The following is a 21,297-nucleotide window of genomic DNA, read 5'->3' as shown; positions in this document are numbered from 1 at the left end:
TTTTTTGGTGCGCGCGATTTAATTATTCATTTACAACTTCGGGCTTTGTTTTCTCAGCCGATTCGGTTGCTTTAGCGTCCATTGCAGCATCAGACGCGGCTACTTTATTCGAAATAATAACAAATGGTAAATAAATGACAGTTGCGATGGCCAGGCAGAGTAGCCCAACCAGTAGAGCTAGCCAGTTTCCACCTGTTCCGAGGAAAGGAATCAGCGGGCCTGGAGTTGTCCAAGGCACTTGATAAGCAATCGGTGGAATGATTTTCGTTGCTACAAAGAAATACCCAACTAGTGTAGTGACTGCCGGTACGACGATAAAAGGAATAAACATAATCGGGTTTAATACAATTGGTAGCCCGAAAATGACAGGCTCGTTAATATTGAAAAGCCCGGGCGCAATAGAAAGCTTGGCAATATCACGATGATCAGCGCGGCGAGAGGCAATGAAGATGGCGATTAAAAGACCAAGCGTCATTCCAGAGCCGCCGTAGTTAGAAAAAGCATCATTTAAGCCAGCCCAAGTTGCCGGGTATGGTGCGCCCCAAGCCGATCCATGTTCCGAAACGTAAGATAAGTTTGCTAAGTTTGGTTCAGTGAAAATGGTATCACGAATCGCAGCAACTGTATTTGGACCATGAATACCAAGAATCCAAAGCAAGTTCGAAATAAAGCCAAGAATTAAGACGGAGTAAACATTTGTCCCCATATCTTTAAGTGGTGATTGAATGACTTTATACACCAAATCGTGAAGTCCCGCTGGAGCAATCAGCGAAATAAGGTAATTTAAAACAGAGAAGAGAATCATGACAATAATAACCGGTACAAGCACTCTAAACGAGCGTGAAACCGCTGGCGGCACTTGGGGCGGCATTTTAATTGCTAACCGCTCGTTACGTGCTAACCGACTGAAAACTTCCCCAGTAATAAGACCAACAATTAGAGCGACGAAAAGCCCTTGGGCACCTAAGAATTTGATAGTTAAGTAAGCTTGTTCCTCAACCATCGTGTACGGCGTATAGATTATGAAGAATGCCCCAATAGCTGTAAGACCACATAAGAGCTCATCTTGTTTAAAAAAGATTGCCAAGTTTCGTGCCACTAAAAAAACAATCAAAATGGCCATTATGTTGGTGGAGCCCTGTAAAATAGGAGCAAAGATGGCTTGTGCTTCCGCTAAATTGGGAAAAATCTTACCAAGAAATAAAATTTTAGCGATAAATCCGTCTGGAGATAGGACTGCAAAGTTAAGTAAAATAATGATTGAACCAGCCATAATTAAAGGGAAAACTAAAATGAATGCATCACGAATGGCTGCAATGTGGCGTTGTGAATTTAGCTTGTTTGCCACGGGAACTAAAAAGCGCTCCATACCATGCTCAAATTTGGTCATCATACTCATTTAAAAAACCTCCCATTTTAAAAATCATTTAATTTTTAGTGAATTGCAGCAAGCGCCTTCGTTAAGACTGCAGCACCGTTCATTTTACCATAATCAATCATATCAATAACGGTTACAGGTATTCGGCCAGCAGCCATTTCCTTAATCTGCTTCTCCTGATAGCGAACTTGTGGGCCAAGCATGACGATATCGACATCATTTATTTTATTGCTTGCTTCAGAAATCGATAGCGCTTCAATCGCAACATCCTCCCCAATCTCTTTTGCGTGCGCTTTCATTTTTTCAACTAGCAAACTGGTGGACATTCCTGCTGCACAAACAAGTAAAATTTGTTTCATAGTAAACCTCCTGTTTTTTCTCCGCCCTGCGAAAAGGGCGGAGGAGTAGCACTCATTTTTTCATTTCTCGTTCAATATTGCGCCCATTTTCTTCAATCGTATCTTTATACCAAAAATAACTATCTTTTTTGTAACGTGCAAGCTCTTTTTCATCGGTTTCATCGCGGTCTACATAAACAAAACCATAGCGTTTCTGGTAGCCGTTTAACCAGCTAAGTAAATCTGTGAAGCTCCACGTACAATAACCAATCATTTCGACGCCATCTGTGATTGCTTCTTGAATTGCATATAGATGGTTACGAATGTAATCAATACGGTATTCATCGTGAATCTCCTTGTTTTCTGTTAGCGAATCGTATTCACCAAGCCCATTTTCGGTAATCATAATCGGCAAGCGATAACGACTCGTGATACGTCTAAGCCCAATTCGAAGCCCGGTCGGATCAATGTCCCAGTCCCAATTCGTTTTCTCTAAATGTGGATTGTTCACGTGCTTCGAAACTCCCGGGATCCCGCTTTCCTCCGTAGTGCCTTTCTTGCCCGTCGTGTTCATTTTCCCAGCCCCAACACCATCTCTTGGGTTGAAAGCATTGGTCATAGTGCGGTAGTAGTTGACACCCATAAAGTCTGGGCGACCACGTTTTAAGAGCTCCATATCCCCTGGCTGTATCGTAGGTGCAAGATCATTTTCTACCAGCCAGTTCCAAGCGGCAATAGGATATTCGCCAAACGTATAAACATCCATCCAAAAATAGGCACTTAGTTCTTCATTATCAAGGGCAGCTAAAACGTTTTTTGGATTTGCATCAATCGAGTAGCTTGGTCCATAAGCAAAACTAGGTCCAATTTTCCCATCCAGGCCAAGTTCGCGATATTTATTAATCGCGGAAGCATTCGCTAAATTGGCGATATGATTTGCTTCATACATGCGTTTTAAGTCCGAAATCCCAGGAGGGTGATACTCCAATTGATACCCGTGCGTGATAAATACATTTTGCTCGTTTAGGGTCACCCAGTGTTTCACACGGTCGCCGAAGCGTTTAAATAGCACCTCCGCGTAATCCGTAAAGTCTTGAATAATACGCCGAGATTCAAAGCCGCCGTATTCGTCTTGAATACCTTGTGGGATATCCCAATGATAGAGCGTTACAATTGGTTCTATCCCACAAGAAATCAGTTCATCAATGAGATTTTCATAAAATTGCAAGCCAGCTTCATTAACCGCCCCGTTGCCATGCGGAATTACACGGCTCCAAGCAACGGAGAAACGATAGGCGCGCAATCCTTGTTCAGCCATCAATTTAACGTCTTCTTTGTAGCGATGGTAGTGGTCAACAGCGACATCTCCATTTGTTCCTTTATATGTTTTTCCGGGTATTCTTACAAAATTATCCCATACTGATGGGCCTTTTCCGTCTGTATTCCAAGCTCCTTCAACTTGATAGGCTGCAGATGCAGAACCCCATAAGAAATCTTCTGGAAAGGGCTTTAGATTTTTATGTTCCATTTTGACACCTCCGTCATTAAACTTGTTATTCTCAATGTAAGCGATTTATTTCTAAACGTAAATAGTTTCATGCCTTTCTGGTCATTGTTTCATGTGATTGGTAAAAGTTTCAAAACTGAAACAACATGTTTCATTGACAAAATGCCAAAATCAAGTTATTCTGTAAGAAATAAATTAAAAGTGAGGTGAGATCGATGTTTCTTTCAAAGGCACAAGCAAGTTTAGTTGAATTCTTATATATTGTTCGTGCGCTTTTTTCCATTTTCGCATTTACAGGGGACAAGTATGCCCAGTTTTCAGTAAATGCATAGATGGAATTTGAAGAGAAGCATGGATCTCATTTTGAATAAATGGGAAGGCACCAGGCGCTTGTCTGGTGCTTTTTTTTGCGTACAAAAAATGTTTCACGTGAAACATTCATGCCTCTTTTCAGCGTATGAAGGAGGAAGAAAGATGAAAATTATAGATTTAAATCAAGTAAGTAAAAGCTTTGCGGGTGATAACATTTTAAACAATATTTCCATGCAAATCATGGAAGGTGAACGAGTTGGTCTCATTGGACGAAATGGTGAAGGTAAAAGTACGATATTAAAAATTATTGCAGAATTGGAAAGTATTAATAGTGGAAATGTGACTCGAAAAAAAGGTCTGCGAATCGGTATGTTGAATCAATTCCAAGAAAAAACAGCTGATGTGACAGTCTATGATGTTTTAAAAAGCAGTTTTTCTAATCTGCTTGAAATTGCTTCGCAAATGGAGAACTTGGAAAAACAAATGGAGATGGATGCCTCGACTAAAATTATGGATCGATATGGCGATTTACTTGCATCATTTGCGGAACAAGGCGGTTATGAAATGGATTCGGAAATTGCGAAAGTAATGAATGGCCTGGGTATCAGTTCTTTACAAGCGGAAAAATTTAAAGATTTAAGTGGTGGTGAGAAGACGAAAACAGCTTTAGGAGCACTTTTATTGCAAAAAAACGATTTGATTTTACTTGATGAACCGACAAATCATTTGGATTTAAAAGCAGTGACATGGTTGACGCAATTTTTACAGCGCTATAAAGGTGCCATCTTAGTTGTGTCACATGATCGATATTTCTTGGATGAAATTGTTTCAAAAATGATTGAATTGGAAAATCAGGAACTCATCACGTACCATACTAATTTTTCTGGCTATTTAAAAGAGCGTGAAGAACGGATTTTAAGAGAATTTCAAGCATATAAAGACCAACAGAAAAAAATTAAAAAGATGAAGCAAGCAATTAAGCAACTTAGAGAATGGGCAATACAAGCCAACCCGCCAAATGATAACTTCTTTAGGCGAGCCAAGAGTATGGAACGAGCGCTTGAGCGAATGGAAAAAGTAAAACGTCCTGCTTTAAGTCAAAAGGAAATGCAGTTGCAGTTTGAAGAGGCGAAACGAAGCGGGGAAGATGTTGTCTTGTTTGATGAAGTGACGAAATCATTTCATGACCGGGTTTTGTTTGAAGATGTTAATTTGCATATTCGTGAGGGGGAGCGTGTTGCGATTATTGGCGATAACGGTGCCGGTAAGTCAACGCTTCTGCGGATGATTTTAGGAGAGGAGGCACCGAGCAAAGGGCGTGTGAAGGTTGGGAGTAATGTGAAAATCGCTTATTTATCGCAACAAATGGACGAAATGTCGGGCAAGGAAACCGTGCTTGAAGCATTTCGTAAGGAGGTTCACGTGCCAGAAGGAGAAGCACGAAACATGTTGGCGAATTTTATGTTCTATCAGGAAATGGTCTTTCAAAAAGTAGAGCAACTAAGCGGGGGAGAGCGTATGCGACTTAGATTAGCCAAGTTCATCAATCAGCCAGTCAACACGCTTATTTTAGATGAGCCAACGAATCATTTGGATATTGCATCGCGCGAAGTGCTTGAGGAAGCAATTCGTCAATTTAAAGGAACATTAATTGTGATATCACATGATCGATATTTTATTGACGAAACTTGTTCACGGACACTTTATTTGCATAATAAAATATTAAACAATTTTGATGGAAATTTTTCCTGGTTTTCTGAAAAAGTTATATTTTAACAAAAATAAGATATTTTTTGTGACTTTTTTGTGAAACTTGTTAATTTATATATTAATTTTACAAAAAAAGGTTTAACAAAATTAGTAGAAGTGGATTATGATTTTAGTTGAGAGAAACGACAAAGAGGAGTTTTTTATGATGTATAATAGAGAGAATCAAGCCACTCAGATTTCGGAAGATGAAATATTAACCCTTTGTAAACGTGAGAAAGACTTTAATAAGCATGCTAAAATGATTCTTTTTAAAAAGGGTCAAACCATTTTTACTGAATCAAATCCAGATGGAAAAGTATATTTTCTAGTTGCCGGAACAATGATGTTAAACCTTAGTTTTGAAGAGATGGAACAACAAGAATTAACATTGAAATTTTTAACTGAAAGTGCTTTTTTTGCCCCAGATGCACTTATGCAATTCGACTCAACAACTCAAGTAAATATCAAGTCTTTGACAAGTGGGGCATGTTGGGAAATTAATCATTCTTTCTTAACTCGCATTTTAGCACGTGCTGGAATTGATTCGCGCTTTTTTTTAAATCAGAAGGAGCGACTTTTGCAGATGGCGATGGAGCATTTAGTCAAAAATACTTTGTCTAAAGAAGAAAGAATTCGTGCTTGTATTGCTCAAATTGGACTAGAACTTGGCAGAGAAGATGAACAAGGTCAAATTATTTTGCCTTCAGAGATTACTCAACCCATTTTAGCAAAGTATTCGACTGCAACACGTGAGTTTGTTGCGCTAACACTTGGCCGACTTGTGCAAGATGATATTTTACACGTTCGACCGAAGCCATGGATTATAAAAGATATTAATCGTCTTTAAAAAATGCACTTTCTCTTTCTATGCTTTAAAATAGAGGGAGGAGGTGCTTTTCTATGAAAATACGTTTAGTACAAGGTGACATTACAGAACAGACGACCGATGCAATTGTAAATGCCGCAAACAACACACTCCTTGGCGGTGGCGGCGTAGATGGTGCCATACATCAAGCAGCAGGCCCCGAATTGCTTTCGGCTTGTAAGAAGATTGCGCAAAAAATTGGAAGCTGTACAACGGGTGAGGCAGTCATTACCGAAGGATTCCAATTGCCGGCAAAATACGTTATTCATACAGTTGGACCTATTTGGCAGGGTGGAGATAAACGCGAGCCGAATTTATTAGCTTCTTGCTACTGGAAATCGCTTGATATCGCGGCATATAAAGAGCTAAAAAGTATTGCGTTTCCCAATATCTCAACGGGTATTTATCAATTCCCGAAAGAACTGGCTGCTGAAGTTGCAATAGATACAGTTTCCGAATGGCTATCTGCAGAACCTGAAACGTCCTTAGAGGAAATTTGTTTTGTATGTTTTGATGTAGAAAATTATCAATTATATGATATTAAGTTACGAGAAAAAGGTTTATTAAAATAAAAAAATGGAATTCTTAGGGAACTTTCATATTATTCACAGCAGAATTTAGGGAAATCTGGATAATATATAGTCATAAGCTAACAACAAACAAAACATTTTCATTTCCCCAAAATGAAAATCCCAAAACTCCCTTTTTTGACCAACGTGGTTTCCTCCCTTTTTCCACGTTGGTTTTTTTGTGCGTAAAAGTAATGAATTTAGGGAATAGAAGGAAGAGTAAATCTAGGTGAAAGAAGGATGGGACATGGAGCGACAAGAAAAAATACAAATCTTGAAAGACATTGTAAGCATTGATTCTACGAATGGAAACGAAGAGGCTGTGGCAGACTATTTAGCTGCGGTTTTGAGTCGCCATGGGATTCAATCTCAAAAAGTGATGTTTGCTGAAAAGCGAGCGAATTTAATAAGTCGTATTGGGAACCCAAATGGTCGCGTATTAGGTTTCTCGGGTCACATGGATGTGGTTGATGCGGGGAACTTGGCGGATTGGGACACGCCCCCTTTTGAAGGAACTGAACGAAATGATCAGCTATACGGTCGCGGGGCAACGGATATGAAATCTGGGCTGGCGGCGCTTATTATTGCGATGATTGAACTTGCCGAAGAGAAGATTTCGTTAGACGGAGAAATCAAATTGCTTGCGACTGTTGGTGAGGAAGTAGGGGAGCTAGGCGCTAAGCAGCTTACTGACGAAGGGTATGCTGATAATTTAGATGGTTTAATTATCGGTGAGCCGAGCGGGCATAATATTGTCTATGCGCACAAAGGATCGATGAATTATAAGATTGTTTCTTTTGGAAAAAATGCGCATAGTTCGACACCTGAATTTGGAATTAACGCAATTGACAATTTGATGCTTTGTTATCGTGCAATAGAAAGTTATGTTCACTCTATACAGAAGGAAAATGCAATTTTAGGAAAATTTATCCATAATGTCACCATTATTGAAGGCGGTAATCAAGTGAATAGCATTCCTGAGCAAGCATACATGCAAGGGAATATCCGAACTATTCCAGAAGTTAGCAATGAGGAAGTGAAGCAAAAATTTGCTGAAATTGTAGAACAGTTAAATGGACAAGAGCAAGTTCAGTTGGAATTAAAGTGGGATTATGATAAGCAACCCGTGTTTAGTGAAGCCGACTCCGAACTCGTTCAAGTCGCGCAAGATGTGGCGCAAGAGCTTATCGGAAAGAAAATGCCGCTTCTTGGGATTTCAGGAACGACAGATGCTGCGGAATTCACAAAATCAAAAAAAGAATTTGCGACAATTATTTTTGGACCAGGGAACGAAACGCCGCATCAAGTGAATGAATATGTCAGCATCGCGAATTATTTGGAAATGATTGATGTGTATAAACAAATTGCGATTCGCTTCCTGAATGAAAAGAAATAAATCATTTTCTTAGTGAATTTTCATTTTTTTCACAGTGGATTTTAGGGATTTCTCGGTAATATATAGTCATAAGCTAACAACAAACATTTTCATTTTCCCCTTTTAAATGAAAATCCCAAAACTCCCTTTTTTGACCAGTGTGGTTCCTCCCTTTTCCACACTGGTTTTTTTATGGATTGAAAAAGTATATTTACAAGAAAGAATCAGTCTGCAATAATAAGTTTGGAAAAACCACTTGATTTAGCCACCAAGAGATGACAAAATATAACAGCTTTACCGGGAAACGTGTTTTTCTTAACAAACTTTCATTTTTTTCACAGTAGATTTTAGTAGAGTGCAGTTAAAATATAACCATAAGCTAACAACAAATGATTTTCATTTCCCCCAAATGAAAATTCCAAAACTCCCTTTTTAACCAACGTGGTTCCCTCCCTTTTCCACGTTGGTTTTTTTATGTCGACTTTGAAAACTTGAATTTCATGTGAATATGGAAGGGCGTGTTCTGGCTAAAGGCTCTGTTTATGATGTGCAGTTTCAGTTAATTTGGGGAATTCGTTCTAGCATGGCTACTGTTGTGTCAATCTTCGCGAAAGCCACCCACAACGATATGCAAATTACAAAAAGAAGCACCTAATTACAGCGTATAATGTATAGAAACACTCAAATTACCATATTTGGGTGTTTTTTTCATGCCTAAATTGCAGGTCAAAATGGAATTTTGCGTTTGGTGAGCGATTATTCATTTTGCGCGTTTTGTGGTACACTTTTAAATAGACTAAATTCGGAAAAGGAGGCGTATATGGTGCTCAAACAGGCAGAAGAGATTTTACAAAAGAGCTTTGGTTATGCGTCATTTCGTTCGGGGCAAAAAGAAGCGATTCGGCAGCTTTTAAATCGGCAAGACACGCTTGCGATTATGCCGACGGGCGGCGGGAAATCGCTATGTTATCAAATTCCGGCACTTGTTTTTGAGGGGCTTACAATTGTGGTGTCGCCACTTATTTCGCTCATGAAAGATCAGGTCGATGCGCTTCATGCGGCGGGAATTTCGGCGACGTTTATTAATAGCACATTATCCATTCGAGAAGTGAATGAAAGACTTAATTTGGCGCGGACAGGGAACCTCAAAATGCTGTATATTGCACCCGAACGACTAGACACGCCACAATTTCAAAGCCTTTTAGATGAAACGGAAATTTCGCTTTTTGCAATTGATGAGGCGCACTGTATTTCACAGTGGGGACACGATTTTCGGCCAAGCTATTTGAAGCTGTGCGATTATTTGAATGATATGGCTGTAAGGCCGCTGATTGTCGCTTTGACGGCTACAGCAACGCCAGACGTTTCAAAGGATATTTGCAAATTGCTCGGCATTCAAAATGAGCATGTTATCAAAACGGGATTTTCTAGAGATAATTTAGCTTTTCAAGTCGTAAAAGGGCAAGACAAGGATAAGTATTTGCTCGATTATTTGGCACAAAATAATACCGAATCGGGCATTGTATATGCGGCTACGCGTAAGGAAGTCGAACGGATTGCGGAGTTTTTGAATAAAAACGGGGTTTCGTCCGGAAAATATCACGGGGGCATGAATGATACGGAGCGCGACGAAACACAAACTGCTTTCCTTTTTGACGAAAAAAGAGTGATTGTAGCAACAAATGCATTCGGCATGGGCATCAATAAATCGAATGTGCGCTTTGTTTTGCATTACAACATTCCGCGCAACATGGAGGCGTACTATCAGGAAGCAGGACGTGCGGGACGTGACGGTGTGCCGAGTGACTGTATTTTACTGTTTTCGCCGCAGGATACGCACATTCAGCAGTTTTTGATTGAGCAATCGGAGCTCCCGGATGAACGGAAAGAGAACGAATACCGCAAGCTGCGACAAATGTCGGGTTACGGATACACAGAGATTTGTTTGCAAAAATATATCGTTCAGTATTTCGGTGAGGACGAGGAAAACTGCGGGAAATGTAGTAATTGTTTAGATACACGTGAGGAAAAAGATATTACGATTCAAGCACAGCAAGTATTTTCTTGTGTGAAACGTATGGGTGAGCGATTCGGAAAGGTGCTTGTGGCCAAAGTTTTAACCGGATCGAATGACCAAAAAGTGAAGCAATGGCGTTTTGATCAGCTTAGTACGCACGGTTTAATGAAAGGCATGTCACAAAAAGACGTTTTGCAACTCATCGACTATTTGACAGCGGAAAAATATTTACAACCGGCAGACGGACAATTTCCTTCGCTTTATTTGACGGAAAAAGCCGTTCAAGTGCTGAAATCGGAACTAATTGTGATGCGAAAAGAAGCGAAACAGGCGACGCGTGTTGTTCTTGATGTGGACCAAACGCTATTCGAATTGTTACGTGAGAAACGACGAGAGCTTTCCGTACGCGACAAGGTCCCACCATACATTATCTTTTCGGATGAAACGCTGCGTGAAATGTGTCAATTTATGCCGCAAAATGAAGCGGATATGCTGAAAATTAAAGGTGTTGGAGCGGTGAAGATGGAAAAATATGGCTTTGAATTTTTAACGCTTTTACAAAATGAACAAACTGGAGTGAATGTAGAATGACAAAAACAGTAGTGCTAGCTGAAAAGCCTTCAGTTGGTAAAGATATTGGTCGCGTTTTAAATGCGCGAGGAAATGGCAAGAACGGCTTTTTAGAGGGCGACAAATATATTGTGACGTGGGCTCTTGGGCACCTCATTACGCTGGCGGATCCTGAGATGTACGACGCGAAATTTAAGAGCTGGGATATGGCAGATCTCCCAATTTTACCCGAAAAAATGAAGTTAGTACCAATTAAAGAAACACGCCGTCAATACGAAACGGTGAAGAAACTTTTGCTTAGAAAGGATGTTTCGGAGGTTGTCATTGCGACGGATGCGGGACGCGAAGGCGAACTAGTTGCGCGCTGGGTGCTTGATTATGCGAAAGTGCGCAAACCTGTTAAGCGCCTGTGGATTTCGTCTGTGACGGACAAGGCAATTCGGGAAGGCTTCAAAAATTTAAAGCCCGGAAAGAACTATGAAAACCTATATCATTCGGCAGTTGCCCGTTCGGTTGCGGACTGGGTTGTTGGGATTAATGCAACACGCGCATTGACGACGAAATTTAACGCGCAGCTGTCTTGTGGTCGGGTTCAAACGCCTACGCTCGCAATGATTGCCGCTCGTGAGGAAGAAATTCAAAAATTTAAGCCAAGAGAACACTATACGCTCGAAGCCGTTACAGAAAATGGGACTTTTACTTGGAAAGAGGGGCAAGTTTTTGATAAGGAGCGAATTGAAACGCTTCTGAAAAAATTGCGTGGTGCTGATTTGCATGTGACGAGTGTCGATGTGAAAGAGAAAAAGAGTTTTTCACCGGGGCTGTACGATTTAACAGAACTGCAACGTGATGCGAACCAGCGCTATGATTTCTCTGCGAAAGAAACATTAAACTTAATGCAAAATTTATATGAGCGTCATAAAGTGCTGACTTATCCACGTACAGATTCGCGCTATCTTTCTGATGATATCGTACCTACTTTGAAAGAGCGTCTTGAAGGTTGCGGTGTCGGCGAATATGCGAAATTTGCGCGCAGCATTATCCAAAAAGGAATAAAAGCGAATAAATCTTTTGTTGATAACCGCAAAGTTAGTGATCACCATGCGATTATTCCGACTGAAGAAACTGTGTCACTTGGCGATTTATCGGACAAAGAACGGAAAATTTATGACCTAGTTGTAACGCGCTTTCTAGCCGTACTTTCCGAGCCTTATGTGTACGAGGAAACGAGCGTAGAAGCTAAGATGGAAGATGTCGCCTTTTCTTTAAAAGGAAAAGTAGTTAGATCACTTGGTTGGAAGGCGATAGCTGGGCGGAACGATGAAGCTGATACGGTAACCAAAATGAAAGTCGGCGATAAAATTCCTGTCAGACAGGTTCAAATTCGTTCTGGAAAAACCAAGCCGCCAGCAAGATTCAATGAAGCCACACTGCTTTCGGCAATGGAAAATCCAAGCAAGTATATGGCGACTTCCGATAAGAGTTTAGCAAAAACGCTTGGTGAAACGGGGGGGCTTGGCACAGTAGCAACACGCGCAGACATCATTGAAAAACTTTTCAACAGCTTTTCTTTGGAAAAACACGGGAAAGAAATTCAAATTACATCAAAAGGACGCCAATTGCTGGACTTAGTTCCGTCTGATTTGAAATCCCCAGAATTAACGGCTGTTTGGGAGCAAAAGCTATCGCAAATTGCATCTGGAAAACTGAACGAACAAAAATTCACGAGCGAAATGCGCGACTATGCTAAAAAAGCCGTTTTAGAAATCAAGCAAAACGATCGCAAATTTAAGCATGATAATGTCACCTCGCAAAAATGCCCAGACTGCGGTAAGTTAATGCTGAAGGTCAAAGGTAAGCGCGGCACAATGCTAGTTTGCCAAGACCGAGAATGCGGGCACCGCGAATCCCTATCGCGTGCAACCAATGCGCGCTGCCCCAATTGCCATAAAAAACTAGAGCTAAAAGGGCAAGGAGATAAACAAATTTTTGTTTGTGGTACGTGTGGCTATCGTGAAAAACTGAGTGCCTTTAATGATCGTCGTGGCAAAGAAAAAAATAAAAATGTTTCTAAAAAAGATGTTGCGAAATATATGAAACAGCAGAATAAACAAGAAGATGAGCCATTTAACAATCCTATGGCAGAGGCTTTAGCTAAATTGAAGTTAGATAAGTAGTTGAAGGAATCGAATGTTTCACGTGGAACATTCGATTTTGCTAGTTATAATAAAGAGGTTGTCTGATAATCAAACGCAATTTCTTGAGGATTTAATTAAGAGGTATAAAGGAGCTGAAGCAGATGAAACAATTTTATGATGAGAGCCACTCTTCAGGTGAGGAATGCAGTCGTACGCTTTGGTACGGGCACTTTTCAAGCATAGAGGAAGAGGGACTAGAAGAAACAATTTGTAGACTCATTGCAGAAGACTTAAAGAAGAAAACGGAGCCAATCCCAACAGCCACACACTGGGTATTTTATCGTGAAGACATTCAAAAAGATGCTTTGGAGGAACAAATACGTTCTTCGATTATGATTTGCTTACGTGATAATCAATATATAGTTCATTATAATATGTCTGATTTTGAGTTTGTCTTGTTTTATGACGCCATTACAAATTGGGTTAAAGAGTTGGAAGTTAGGTTAAATAAGATTTGAATGGCAAAACCGCCTTTTTGTGATTAATTTTACATTCTTTGCTTAAATTGTTAAAATAAAGTAGACGAATTTATCATGGAAAGGAATGTATATGTTAATAGAAGTTATTATGGCGTCTCTGACCAACGTTTTCATTGTGATTACTGGTTGCTACATCATCAATAAGATAATTCCAAATGAAAAAAAGTTGAGTCTTACTTGGAAAACACGTTGTTATATTGTTATGGCGGCTTCTGTGACGAACTTTGCTTTGATGTTTTTCGCGATTAAGTTACCAAGTGGTATTCAAGTTGATTTACGTTTTATTGTTTTTATGCTATTAGCGTATTATATTGGCGCTTCCCCTGCGCTCCTTGCCGCCCTGGTTGCTTGTGGCATTCGTATTTTTATTGGTGGAGGACTAAACGAATCTACGCTATTTGGGGTGTTTTGCACGTTAACCGTGGCACTCCCGCTTATTTTTATTGCGGTGAAGCTTAGGAAAAGCAAATTGCACCAAATCCAGTCCTTTCTCCTTTTAAACACAATAGGGGTGACGATTTATACGGCTACGTTGTTTCTTTATTACGGATATCAGCCATTTGTGTTTTTTATTGGCGGGAGTATCTTCGTAGTTTCATTCGTAGCGCTATTTAGCATTAATTTTATTATCAATGATATGCTCACGACGCGACGCTTACTCCGCGAAGAGGTTGAGTACGCGTATGTGGACTTTTTAACGGGGCTGTACAATGTGAGAGCTTTCAGCAGCCGTACAAAAGAGCTTGCGAAGAACCCGAAAATTCAGGAGCTCGCCATTTTTATTATGGACATTGATTTTTTTAAGAAAGTTAACGATACGTATGGGCACGCATCTGGTGACCGCGTACTCCAATCAATTGCTCAAACGATGAAAACAAAAGTGGAGATGCCTGAAAATCTCTTCCGAGTCGGCGGGGAAGAATTTTGCTACCTACTGCCAAACGCGCCTAGTGAAAAAGCCCATGAAATAGGTGAAGAAATTCGATTAGCTATTCAAGAGCATCCTATTATACTTAGCTCAAGCGAAACAATTCGAACAACGATTTCAATCGGTATCGCATCGGGTGGAAAAAGTAGAAAACAACTTAATAAGCTTTATCAATATGCAGATAAAGCGCTCTATGAGGCTAAACATACGGGGAGAAACAAAGTAGTTTTATGTAATAGTGAAGACATGCAAGACGCGGTTGCTGGATAAGTAACTGGAATCGGGAAAATTCTTATGTTTAAAAGAATAAGTGTCGAAAAATTGTCACAAATAATCATACAATGGTATGATATAGTGAATAAGTAAACAGATTTATAAAAAAGGAGACTATCTATGAAGAGAAAAGCTTATCGAAATTCACCAGCTTTTGTATTGTTGGCTTGGGGATCATTTGTTACATTTTTAGCATTGATGGTAATTGGGTTAATTACGTTAAAAGAACCGTTAATGGTAAAAGGATATTACTTGATGGGAGCTGTTGGTTTAATTTCATCTGCCTTCACAGTTGCAAAAGTAGTACGGGATAATCAAGAAGACGAAGAGCGTTACAATCAGATGTTCCGTGCAATTGATCAAAGTGCTGAACGAGAAAGTCAAAATTAGTTTACGTTGAAACAAACCAGAAGGAGAATTTCTGGTTTGTTTTTTTTGTATGATAGGTCCAAAATGTAGTTATTTGTCTTTGAAAATTGACAAAAAAGTGAAAATAGGTTTTTTGATTCGATTTATATAAAGATAAAGGTTGTCACTTATTTTTAAATATGTGTATACTGTAAATACAAATTTATCGTTAGATAATTTGTAAAATTTAAAAAATTCAACAAAAAGGGGTTTGATTGAATGAAAAATAAAAAAATCGGCAAAAAAAAGATGAGAATCATTGCTGTTTTGACTCTTGTGACAGGCTTAATCATTTCGCCTATTATCAAAGGAAAGCTAGATATGCAAGTAGATGCGGATACGGCAGTAAGTCATTCAAACGTTCAAAATGATGCAGCAGTTAATACGCTTCAAAATGGTGATTTTGAGAATCCATCTTTTAACAGTGCGGAAAACTGGAACTGGTTTGACGCATCGCTTGTACCAGGGTGGCAAACAACAGCTAGCGACAATCAAATTGAGTTATTGAAGACAGGTTTTATTGATACGATTATTCAGCAAACTTTTCATGCACAAAGTGGCACGCAATGGGCCGAACTAAATGCACATGAGAATTCAGCGCTTTATCAAGATATTTCAACAACACCAGGGACAAAAATTCGTTGGCAAGTCTATCACATGGGTAGACAAAAGGCAGATATTGCTATTGCTGAATTTGGTGCGCCTGGTGGGGCACTAATTGAACAAGTAAGAATGACTGATGGGAATAGTGGCTGGGGAGAATATAAAGGTAGCTATACAATTCCTGAGGGCCAAACAACAACGCGCTTTCAATTTCGTGCGGTCAGTAATACGGGTGAGTTTACGAGTAGAGGAAACTATTTAGATAACGTCCAGTTTACAACGCCGTCTGAACTTCAAGTGAAGGGTCAATTTTCTTTGGATAGTATAAAAATTGGTCAGAGTGCGGATTATCAATTGGAAGCTAAAAATATAGGTGGGATGACAGCTGTTAACAATCAATTTTCTGTTCGGATTCCGAATGAGTTATCCTACACAACTGGAAGATTAACGTCCGCGAATACGAGGGTTAGTCAGGAAAGTTATAATGAAGCGACGCGCACGCTTACTTTTAAAACAGATAGTATTGCAAAAAATGCTACTGTGAATGTAACCATTCCGTTAACTGGGAGCAGTGAAACATCTGCTGCGAGCCCTGATACAGCAGCAACCTATAGTGATGAAAACTTTGAGGAAGAAAGTTACAATGCAGACGCAGTTGATGATGCGATTGCGGTGAGAACCGATGAACGACCTGTCCTCACGGGGGAAGCGGAAACGGTTATACAACTGAATGCTCTGTTTGACCCAATGAGTACAATTCGTGCGACGGATAAAGAGGACGGGGATATTACAGCTCGTGTTCGTGTAACGAGCAATTCGGTTGATACGAGTAAATCAGGCAGATACGCAGCAAGCTATGAAGTTACAGACAGTGACGGGAATAAAGCGACTTTTAACCGCACGATTATTGTAAAAGATATTCCAGCGATAACGGGTGAGCGCGAAACACGCTTAAACCCGAATGTGGAATTTGATCCGATGAGCACGATTCGAGCGGCTGACAAAGAGGACGGAGATATAACGAGTCGTGTTGTTGTAACGAACAACCCTGTTGATACGAGTAAATCTGATACATATGAAGTAAGCTACGAGGTCGCGGATAGTGATGGAAATAAAGCGACTTTCATTCGTACCGTTATTGTGACAGCAGCCCCAGTAATAACAGGGGAGATGGAAACGCGCTTAAATCCGAATGCGGAATTTGATCCAATGAGTACAATCGGGGCATCGGATAAAGAAGACGGGGAAGTGACGAGTCAAGTTGAGATTACAAGTAATAATGTTGATACGAGCAAACCAGACACGTATCAAGTGAGCTACGAGGTGACGGATAGTGACGGGAATAAAGCTGTATTTACCCGCACGGTTTTGGTTACAGAAATGCCGCTAATAACTGGGGAAGCTAAAACGCGTTTAAATCCAAATGCGAAATTTGATCCAATGAGTACGATAAACGCGACGGATGAAGAAGATGGAGACATTACAAGCCAAGTTGAGATTACAAGCAACAACGTCGATACGAGTAAATCAGATACGTATGAAGTAAGCTACGAAGTGACGGATAGCGATGGAAATAAAGCGTTCTTTATACGTACAGTAATTGTCACTGAGGCGCCGGTTATAACGGGGCAGGAGACGATAACTTTAAAACAAGGTGAGTTGTTTGACCCGTTTGTCTATCTAACAGCGCAAGATAAAGAGGACGGCAACTTGACAGCTAAGATTGAAATTATTTCGAATAACGTAAATACAAATTACCCAGATACGTACCAAGTTTTTTATAAAGTAACGGATTCGGACGGGAATGTGGCGGAATTTACTCGCGAAGTCATTGTACAAGCGGAACTTTTGAAATTATCTGAGCCAACTAAAACACTTCCGAAATCGGGAGATACTGCATCGACCAAAACGGTAGTGCTAGGGTTTATCTTATTGACACTCGGAATGCTTCTTCTATGGCGAAAAAAGAAGAAGGAAAATAAGGAAAGCGTTAAAGTATCTAAATAGAAGTAAATCATTACAATGGGGGTTTCCTGCAAATTAGGAAGCCTCTTTTTTGACTTCTCTTCCAATTTACGAAAAAATAAGGTGGAGAGGTGGTTTTAAAATGGAATCGAGACGGATTGTTTTAGAACGAAATGTAGCTATGGAAACACGTGACGGGGTTACACTTATGGCGGATATTTATCGCCCAGAAAAAGGCACTTACCCGGTTTTACTAACGCGGCTACCTTATAGCAAGGAGTACGGTTTGAACTTTATGCGGGCGGAAATTTTGGCGGAGGCGGGCTACGTGGTTATTGTGCAAGATGTGCGTGGTCGTTATTCTTCTTCTGGAAAATTTGTGCCATATGTGGCGGAGGAAAGTGACGGGTTTGACACGATTAAATGGGCTGCTAACCTGCCATATGCAAACGGCGTGGTAGGCATGTTTGGCCTGTCTTACTACGGTTATACGCAAATGCTTGCTGCGATTAGCGGAGCACCTGAACTAAAAGCGATTGCACCTGTGATGGCGCAAAATAGTATGACAGACGTGTTTAATGACCATGACGGTGCGCTCGAACTCGGCATGTGGGAAACATGGAATTTGGAGTCGATGCTTCCAAATATGATTGCACGGGAAGAGTCATCAAAACGGAGTGAGCGTCTGCAAGATGTATTGCGTGACTTAGACGACATTGATTCTTGGTATGACTTTAAGCCGTATGTGGAGTGGCCACCAATTGTGCGAACGGGTGCGATGAATTATTTTTCGGAATTGCTCTCACTTCGGCCAGATGATGCGCACTGGCGCGGGATTACGGTGCGGGATCATTATGCGCGTGTGAATGTGCCGGGGCTACATATTGCGGGCTGGTACGACTGCTTTTTGGATAAAACGATTGCGAATTTTAAAAATGGGCATGAACGTGGTTTGGGGGATAAACTGATTATTGGGCCGTGGACGCATGCGAATTTCACACAGTACATTGGAAATCGGGATTTTGGGTCGGCGGCGAATAAATTTAGCGGGCCGAGTATGCATAAATTGCATCTTGCGTGGTTTGATCATCATTTGAAGGGCAGAGATGAGGCGCCGCGTCCAGCGGTTGAATATTTTGCGATGGGGGCGAATGAATGGCGGTCGGCGAAAAATTGGCCGCTTGAGAATACGCACTTCACGCCGTTTTATTTGGCAAGCGAAGGGTCGGCGAACACGCGAAATGGCGACGGCAGGCTGCACACAAAGCTTCCGGAGGGGAATCAAACGCAAGATTTTTACACGTATAATCCTGAAAATCCGGTGCCATCGAATGGCGGTGGTACGCTCCACAAGGGGCTTCAAGTTGATGGACCGAAAGATCAGGCGGCGCTTGAACTTCGCGAAGATGTTTTGTGCTACACGTCCGCTTCGGTGGAGGAGCCACTTGAAGTGACAGGGCCGATTGTTGTGGAATTGTATGCGAAAACGGATGCGGTGAACACCGATTTTACGGCCAAACTGGTGGACGTTGCGCCAGACGGAACGGCATTCAATTTGACCGATGGAATCATTCGTGCGTCCAGTGTGCATCAAAATGACGTCGCAAACCACATTTTAAAATATACGATTGATCTATGGGCAGTTAGTAATGTGTTTCTTCCAGGGCATCAGATTCGCGTGGAAATTTCCTCAAGCAACTTCCCGCGTTTTGATCCGAATCCAAACACTGGTGGAAGCTTTATTGACACGGCGACGAGCATCCCCGCAAACCAAGTTATTTTTCATGATGCGGAACATCCGTCCTGTGTCATTTTGCCGATAATAAAAAAATAGATAAGTCTATAGTTGGTGTACGGTATTCCGTATTCATGGTAAAATAAAATGGTTATGTTTTTAATTTTAGAGAAAACTGGCGCGTGCCAGTGGTTTTATAAAGGAGAAGGTAGAGTGAAGAAATTTACAAAAAAAATCGGCGCTGTTTTAATGGCTGGAACGATTGCAATTAGTGGACTATTTATGAGCCCGAGTTTAGCGCAGGCGGCAGATGCACCAAACGTGAATGCGAGTGCAGCCATTGCGATTGAGGAAAGTACTGGAAAAATCTTATATTCGAAAGATGCCGATAAATTATTAGGTATTGCGTCCATGACGAAAATGATGGACGAATACATTCTCCTTGAGCAAATTCATGATGGAAAAATAAAATGGGACGATAAAGTCACGATTTCAGAGTACGCTCACAAAATTTCACAAGACACGTCATTATCAAACGTGCCACTCCGCCTCGGCGAAGAATACACCGTCCAAGAGTTATATGAGGCGATAGCTATTTATTCCGCAAACGGTGCGGCTATTGCACTCTCGGAAAAAATCGCCGGTTCCGAAGGTAAGTTTGTTGAAATGATGAATAAGAAAGCGAATGAGCTAAAACTTGGCGACCACAAGTTCGTCAATTCTACTGGGTTAAACAATGAAGATCTAAAAGGTATGGAACAAGTTGGGACGAATAAAGATGAAAACCAGATGACCGCGCGTGGCATGGCAAAACTAGCGAAACATCTCGTCGATGACTATCCAGAAGTTCTGAAAACGGCGAGCATTACGAAGAAGGATTTCCGACCGGGAACGTCCGACCGTATCGCAATGACAAACTGGAACTGGCTTCTGCCAGGCCTGATTTACGGCCGCACAGGCGTTGATGGTCTTAAAACGGGTACGACTGATTACGCGGGAATGTGCTTAACTGCAACGGCTGAACAAAATGGTATGCGCGTCATCACAGTCATTCTCCATGCAAATGGCGGAACTGGCGCAGGTCAGCACAACAGTGCGCGCTTTGACGAAACAAACAAAATGCTCGATTATGCTTTCAATAATTTTAAAGTTCAAGAAGTAGCAAAAGCAGGAACTGCAGTGAAAGACCCTAAAACGATTGATGTCGTGAAAGGGAAAGAAGATACAGTTGGCCTTGTAACTGGAGAAAATGCCAATCTCGTTGTCTCCATTTCAACTGGTGATGCCAAATTAGACAACAAAGTAACATTAAAAGAAAAGTCAATTGATGCGCCAGTCAAAAAAGGTACCAACGTAGGAACGATGTCCATTACTCTTAAAGATGGTGATAAGCTAGGCTATGTTGACGGCACAGACGTGTTAACCGTTCCAGTTATCACAAATGCAAATGTCGAAGAAGCAGGCTGGTTCACGCAAAGCATGCATGCAGTCGGCGGTTTCTTCCAAGGTGTAGGAACATACGTATCTGACGGAGTTAAAGGTTGGTTTAACTAAAAAAATTTTAGACCCTAGGCAAAGGCTTTGTCTAGGGTTTGCTTTGCAATGAATGTATTTGTTTTAGTTGTAAAATTAGCGATTTCGTGCACAATTCCCTCTTATATTCCTTTGTGTTATACTGAACCATGTAATTATTAGACAACAAAGAGGTGAGTGGATATGATTAAAATCCGAATTAGCAAAAACCAATTGCGTACATTCATAAGCGAGTTAAGGGAGACAAGAAGTAAGCACCATACGCAAGCCGAGCTTCGAAAGGCGTTGTCCTCATGAGCCGGATTAGTATTGCCGAAGTACGTGCCTTTCAAGAAGCCTTACAAAAGGCCAATGCCACCATGCGTGCCCGTATTCAAGCGGTACAAGCAAGCGCCTTTCGTTATTCGGCGGATTATTTCTTAGACGGGCAAGCGATTCAAGCTTCCCAGTATTATTTTCGCGAAACCTATCAGACGGTAGGCGGGAGTTTGCTTG

The 21,297-nt window shown here is 40.9% G+C and carries 16 protein-coding genes; 13 read left to right on the top strand and 3 right to left on the bottom strand.

Annotated features, from left to right (window positions below; translation table 11 throughout):
* Nucleotides 1–22: 22 nt before the first annotated feature.
* The 3 genes from CFS60_RS07040 to CFS60_RS07030 are packed head-to-tail and all read right to left on the bottom strand — an operon-like array spanning nucleotide 23 to nucleotide 3,244.
* Nucleotides 23–1,399, bottom strand: a complete 1,377-nt coding sequence (locus CFS60_RS07040) for a PTS sugar transporter subunit IIC (protein WP_088810062.1) — start codon at nucleotides 1,397–1,399, stop codon at nucleotides 23–25.
* A gap of 35 nt (nucleotides 1,400–1,434) precedes the next feature.
* Complete coding sequence (locus tag CFS60_RS07035) at nucleotides 1,435–1,737, bottom strand: PTS sugar transporter subunit IIB (protein ID WP_088810061.1); 303 nt, start codon at nucleotides 1,735–1,737, stop codon at nucleotides 1,435–1,437.
* A 52-nt stretch (nucleotides 1,738–1,789) separates the two neighbouring features.
* Complete coding sequence (locus tag CFS60_RS07030) at nucleotides 1,790–3,244, bottom strand: glycoside hydrolase family 1 protein (RefSeq protein ID WP_088839019.1); 1,455 nt, start codon at nucleotides 3,242–3,244, stop codon at nucleotides 1,790–1,792.
* Between the two features lie 453 nt (nucleotides 3,245–3,697).
* Here CFS60_RS07030 and abc-f point away from each other — a divergent pair, with 453 nt between their 5' ends.
* From abc-f to CFS60_RS06965, 13 genes are all read left to right on the top strand, one after another.
* On the top strand, nucleotides 3,698–5,311 hold the full coding sequence (gene abc-f / locus CFS60_RS07025; protein ID WP_088839018.1) for a ribosomal protection-like ABC-F family protein: 1,614 nt from the start codon (nucleotides 3,698–3,700) through the stop codon (nucleotides 5,309–5,311).
* Nucleotides 5,312–5,408: 97 nt separating this feature from the next.
* Nucleotides 5,409–6,131 carry a Crp/Fnr family transcriptional regulator gene (locus CFS60_RS07020; protein ID WP_088810058.1) on the top strand — a complete coding sequence of 241 codons (723 nt, stop codon included), beginning with the start codon at nucleotides 5,409–5,411 and terminating at the stop codon, nucleotides 6,129–6,131.
* Between the two features lie 53 nt (nucleotides 6,132–6,184).
* Nucleotides 6,185–6,721, top strand: coding sequence for an O-acetyl-ADP-ribose deacetylase (locus CFS60_RS07015; RefSeq protein WP_088810057.1), 537 nt, complete (start codon nucleotides 6,185–6,187; stop codon nucleotides 6,719–6,721).
* 244 nt (nucleotides 6,722–6,965) lie between these two features.
* Complete coding sequence (locus tag CFS60_RS07010; protein ID WP_088810056.1) at nucleotides 6,966–8,114, top strand: ArgE/DapE family deacylase; 1,149 nt, start codon at nucleotides 6,966–6,968, stop codon at nucleotides 8,112–8,114.
* A gap of 802 nt (nucleotides 8,115–8,916) precedes the next feature.
* The gene (recQ, locus tag CFS60_RS07005; RefSeq protein WP_088810181.1) at nucleotides 8,917–10,701 is read left to right on the top strand and encodes a DNA helicase RecQ; all 1,785 of its coding nucleotides are present in this window, start codon (nucleotides 8,917–8,919) and stop codon (nucleotides 10,699–10,701) included.
* Nucleotides 10,698–12,857, top strand: coding sequence for a DNA topoisomerase III (locus CFS60_RS07000; protein WP_088839017.1), 2,160 nt, complete (start codon nucleotides 10,698–10,700; stop codon nucleotides 12,855–12,857). Before recQ ends, CFS60_RS07000 begins: the two co-directional genes overlap by 4 nt.
* A gap of 122 nt (nucleotides 12,858–12,979) precedes the next feature.
* Complete coding sequence (locus CFS60_RS06995) at nucleotides 12,980–13,336, top strand: hypothetical protein (protein WP_088810054.1); 357 nt, start codon at nucleotides 12,980–12,982, stop codon at nucleotides 13,334–13,336.
* Between the two features lie 91 nt (nucleotides 13,337–13,427).
* Entirely contained in the window at nucleotides 13,428–14,555 is a 1,128-nt protein-coding gene (locus tag CFS60_RS06990) for a GGDEF domain-containing protein (RefSeq protein WP_159458297.1), read from the top strand.
* A gap of 123 nt (nucleotides 14,556–14,678) precedes the next feature.
* Nucleotides 14,679–14,948, top strand: coding sequence for a YiaA/YiaB family inner membrane protein (locus tag CFS60_RS06985; protein ID WP_088810052.1), 270 nt, complete (start codon nucleotides 14,679–14,681; stop codon nucleotides 14,946–14,948).
* A 237-nt stretch (nucleotides 14,949–15,185) separates the two neighbouring features.
* On the top strand, nucleotides 15,186–17,576 hold the full coding sequence (locus tag CFS60_RS06980; RefSeq protein WP_088839015.1) for an immunoglobulin-like domain-containing protein: 2,391 nt from the start codon (nucleotides 15,186–15,188) through the stop codon (nucleotides 17,574–17,576).
* Nucleotides 17,577–17,676: 100 nt separating this feature from the next.
* The gene (locus tag CFS60_RS06975; RefSeq protein ID WP_088816029.1) at nucleotides 17,677–19,368 is read left to right on the top strand and encodes a CocE/NonD family hydrolase; all 1,692 of its coding nucleotides are present in this window, start codon (nucleotides 17,677–17,679) and stop codon (nucleotides 19,366–19,368) included.
* 114 nt (nucleotides 19,369–19,482) lie between these two features.
* Complete coding sequence (gene pbpD1 / locus CFS60_RS06970) at nucleotides 19,483–20,823, top strand: D-alanyl-D-alanine carboxypeptidase PBPD1 (protein WP_088839014.1); 1,341 nt, start codon at nucleotides 19,483–19,485, stop codon at nucleotides 20,821–20,823.
* A 272-nt stretch (nucleotides 20,824–21,095) separates the two neighbouring features.
* On the top strand, nucleotides 21,096–21,297 hold a 202-nt coding region (locus tag CFS60_RS06965), incomplete at its 3' end, for a hypothetical protein (RefSeq protein ID WP_369823185.1).

Source organism: Listeria sp. ILCC792 (assembly GCF_900186135.1).
In the GTDB taxonomy this organism is placed as follows: domain Bacteria; phylum Bacillota; class Bacilli; order Lactobacillales; family Listeriaceae; genus Listeria; species Listeria goaensis.
Note: the sequence above shows the minus strand (reverse complement) of the source record. Positions and strands in the feature narration are given on the sequence as shown.

What these genes read in the sequence shown, in the direction of transcription:
- CFS60_RS07010 (WP_088810056.1), top strand. Translation starts at nt 6,966, where the DNA reads ATGGAGCGACAAGAAAAAATACAAATCTTGAAAGACATTGTAAGCATT.
- CFS60_RS07040 (WP_088810062.1), bottom strand. Translation starts at nt 1,399, where the DNA reads ATGAGTATGATGACCAAATTTGAGCATGGTATGGAGCGCTTTTTAGTT.
- CFS60_RS06990 (WP_159458297.1), top strand. Translation starts at nt 13,428, where the DNA reads ATGTTAATAGAAGTTATTATGGCGTCTCTGACCAACGTTTTCATTGTG.
- CFS60_RS07030 (WP_088839019.1), bottom strand. Translation starts at nt 3,244, where the DNA reads ATGGAACATAAAAATCTAAAGCCCTTTCCAGAAGATTTCTTATGGGGT.
- CFS60_RS06980 (WP_088839015.1), top strand. Translation starts at nt 15,186, where the DNA reads ATGAAAAATAAAAAAATCGGCAAAAAAAAGATGAGAATCATTGCTGTT.
- CFS60_RS07015 (WP_088810057.1), top strand. Translation starts at nt 6,185, where the DNA reads ATGAAAATACGTTTAGTACAAGGTGACATTACAGAACAGACGACCGAT.
- CFS60_RS06995 (WP_088810054.1), top strand. Translation starts at nt 12,980, where the DNA reads ATGAAACAATTTTATGATGAGAGCCACTCTTCAGGTGAGGAATGCAGT.
- abc-f (WP_088839018.1), top strand. Translation starts at nt 3,698, where the DNA reads ATGAAAATTATAGATTTAAATCAAGTAAGTAAAAGCTTTGCGGGTGAT.
- CFS60_RS07020 (WP_088810058.1), top strand. Translation starts at nt 5,409, where the DNA reads ATGATTTTAGTTGAGAGAAACGACAAAGAGGAGTTTTTTATGATGTAT.
- CFS60_RS06975 (WP_088816029.1), top strand. Translation starts at nt 17,677, where the DNA reads ATGGAATCGAGACGGATTGTTTTAGAACGAAATGTAGCTATGGAAACA.
- CFS60_RS06985 (WP_088810052.1), top strand. Translation starts at nt 14,679, where the DNA reads ATGAAGAGAAAAGCTTATCGAAATTCACCAGCTTTTGTATTGTTGGCT.
- CFS60_RS07035 (WP_088810061.1), bottom strand. Translation starts at nt 1,737, where the DNA reads ATGAAACAAATTTTACTTGTTTGTGCAGCAGGAATGTCCACCAGTTTG.
- CFS60_RS07000 (WP_088839017.1), top strand. Translation starts at nt 10,698, where the DNA reads ATGACAAAAACAGTAGTGCTAGCTGAAAAGCCTTCAGTTGGTAAAGAT.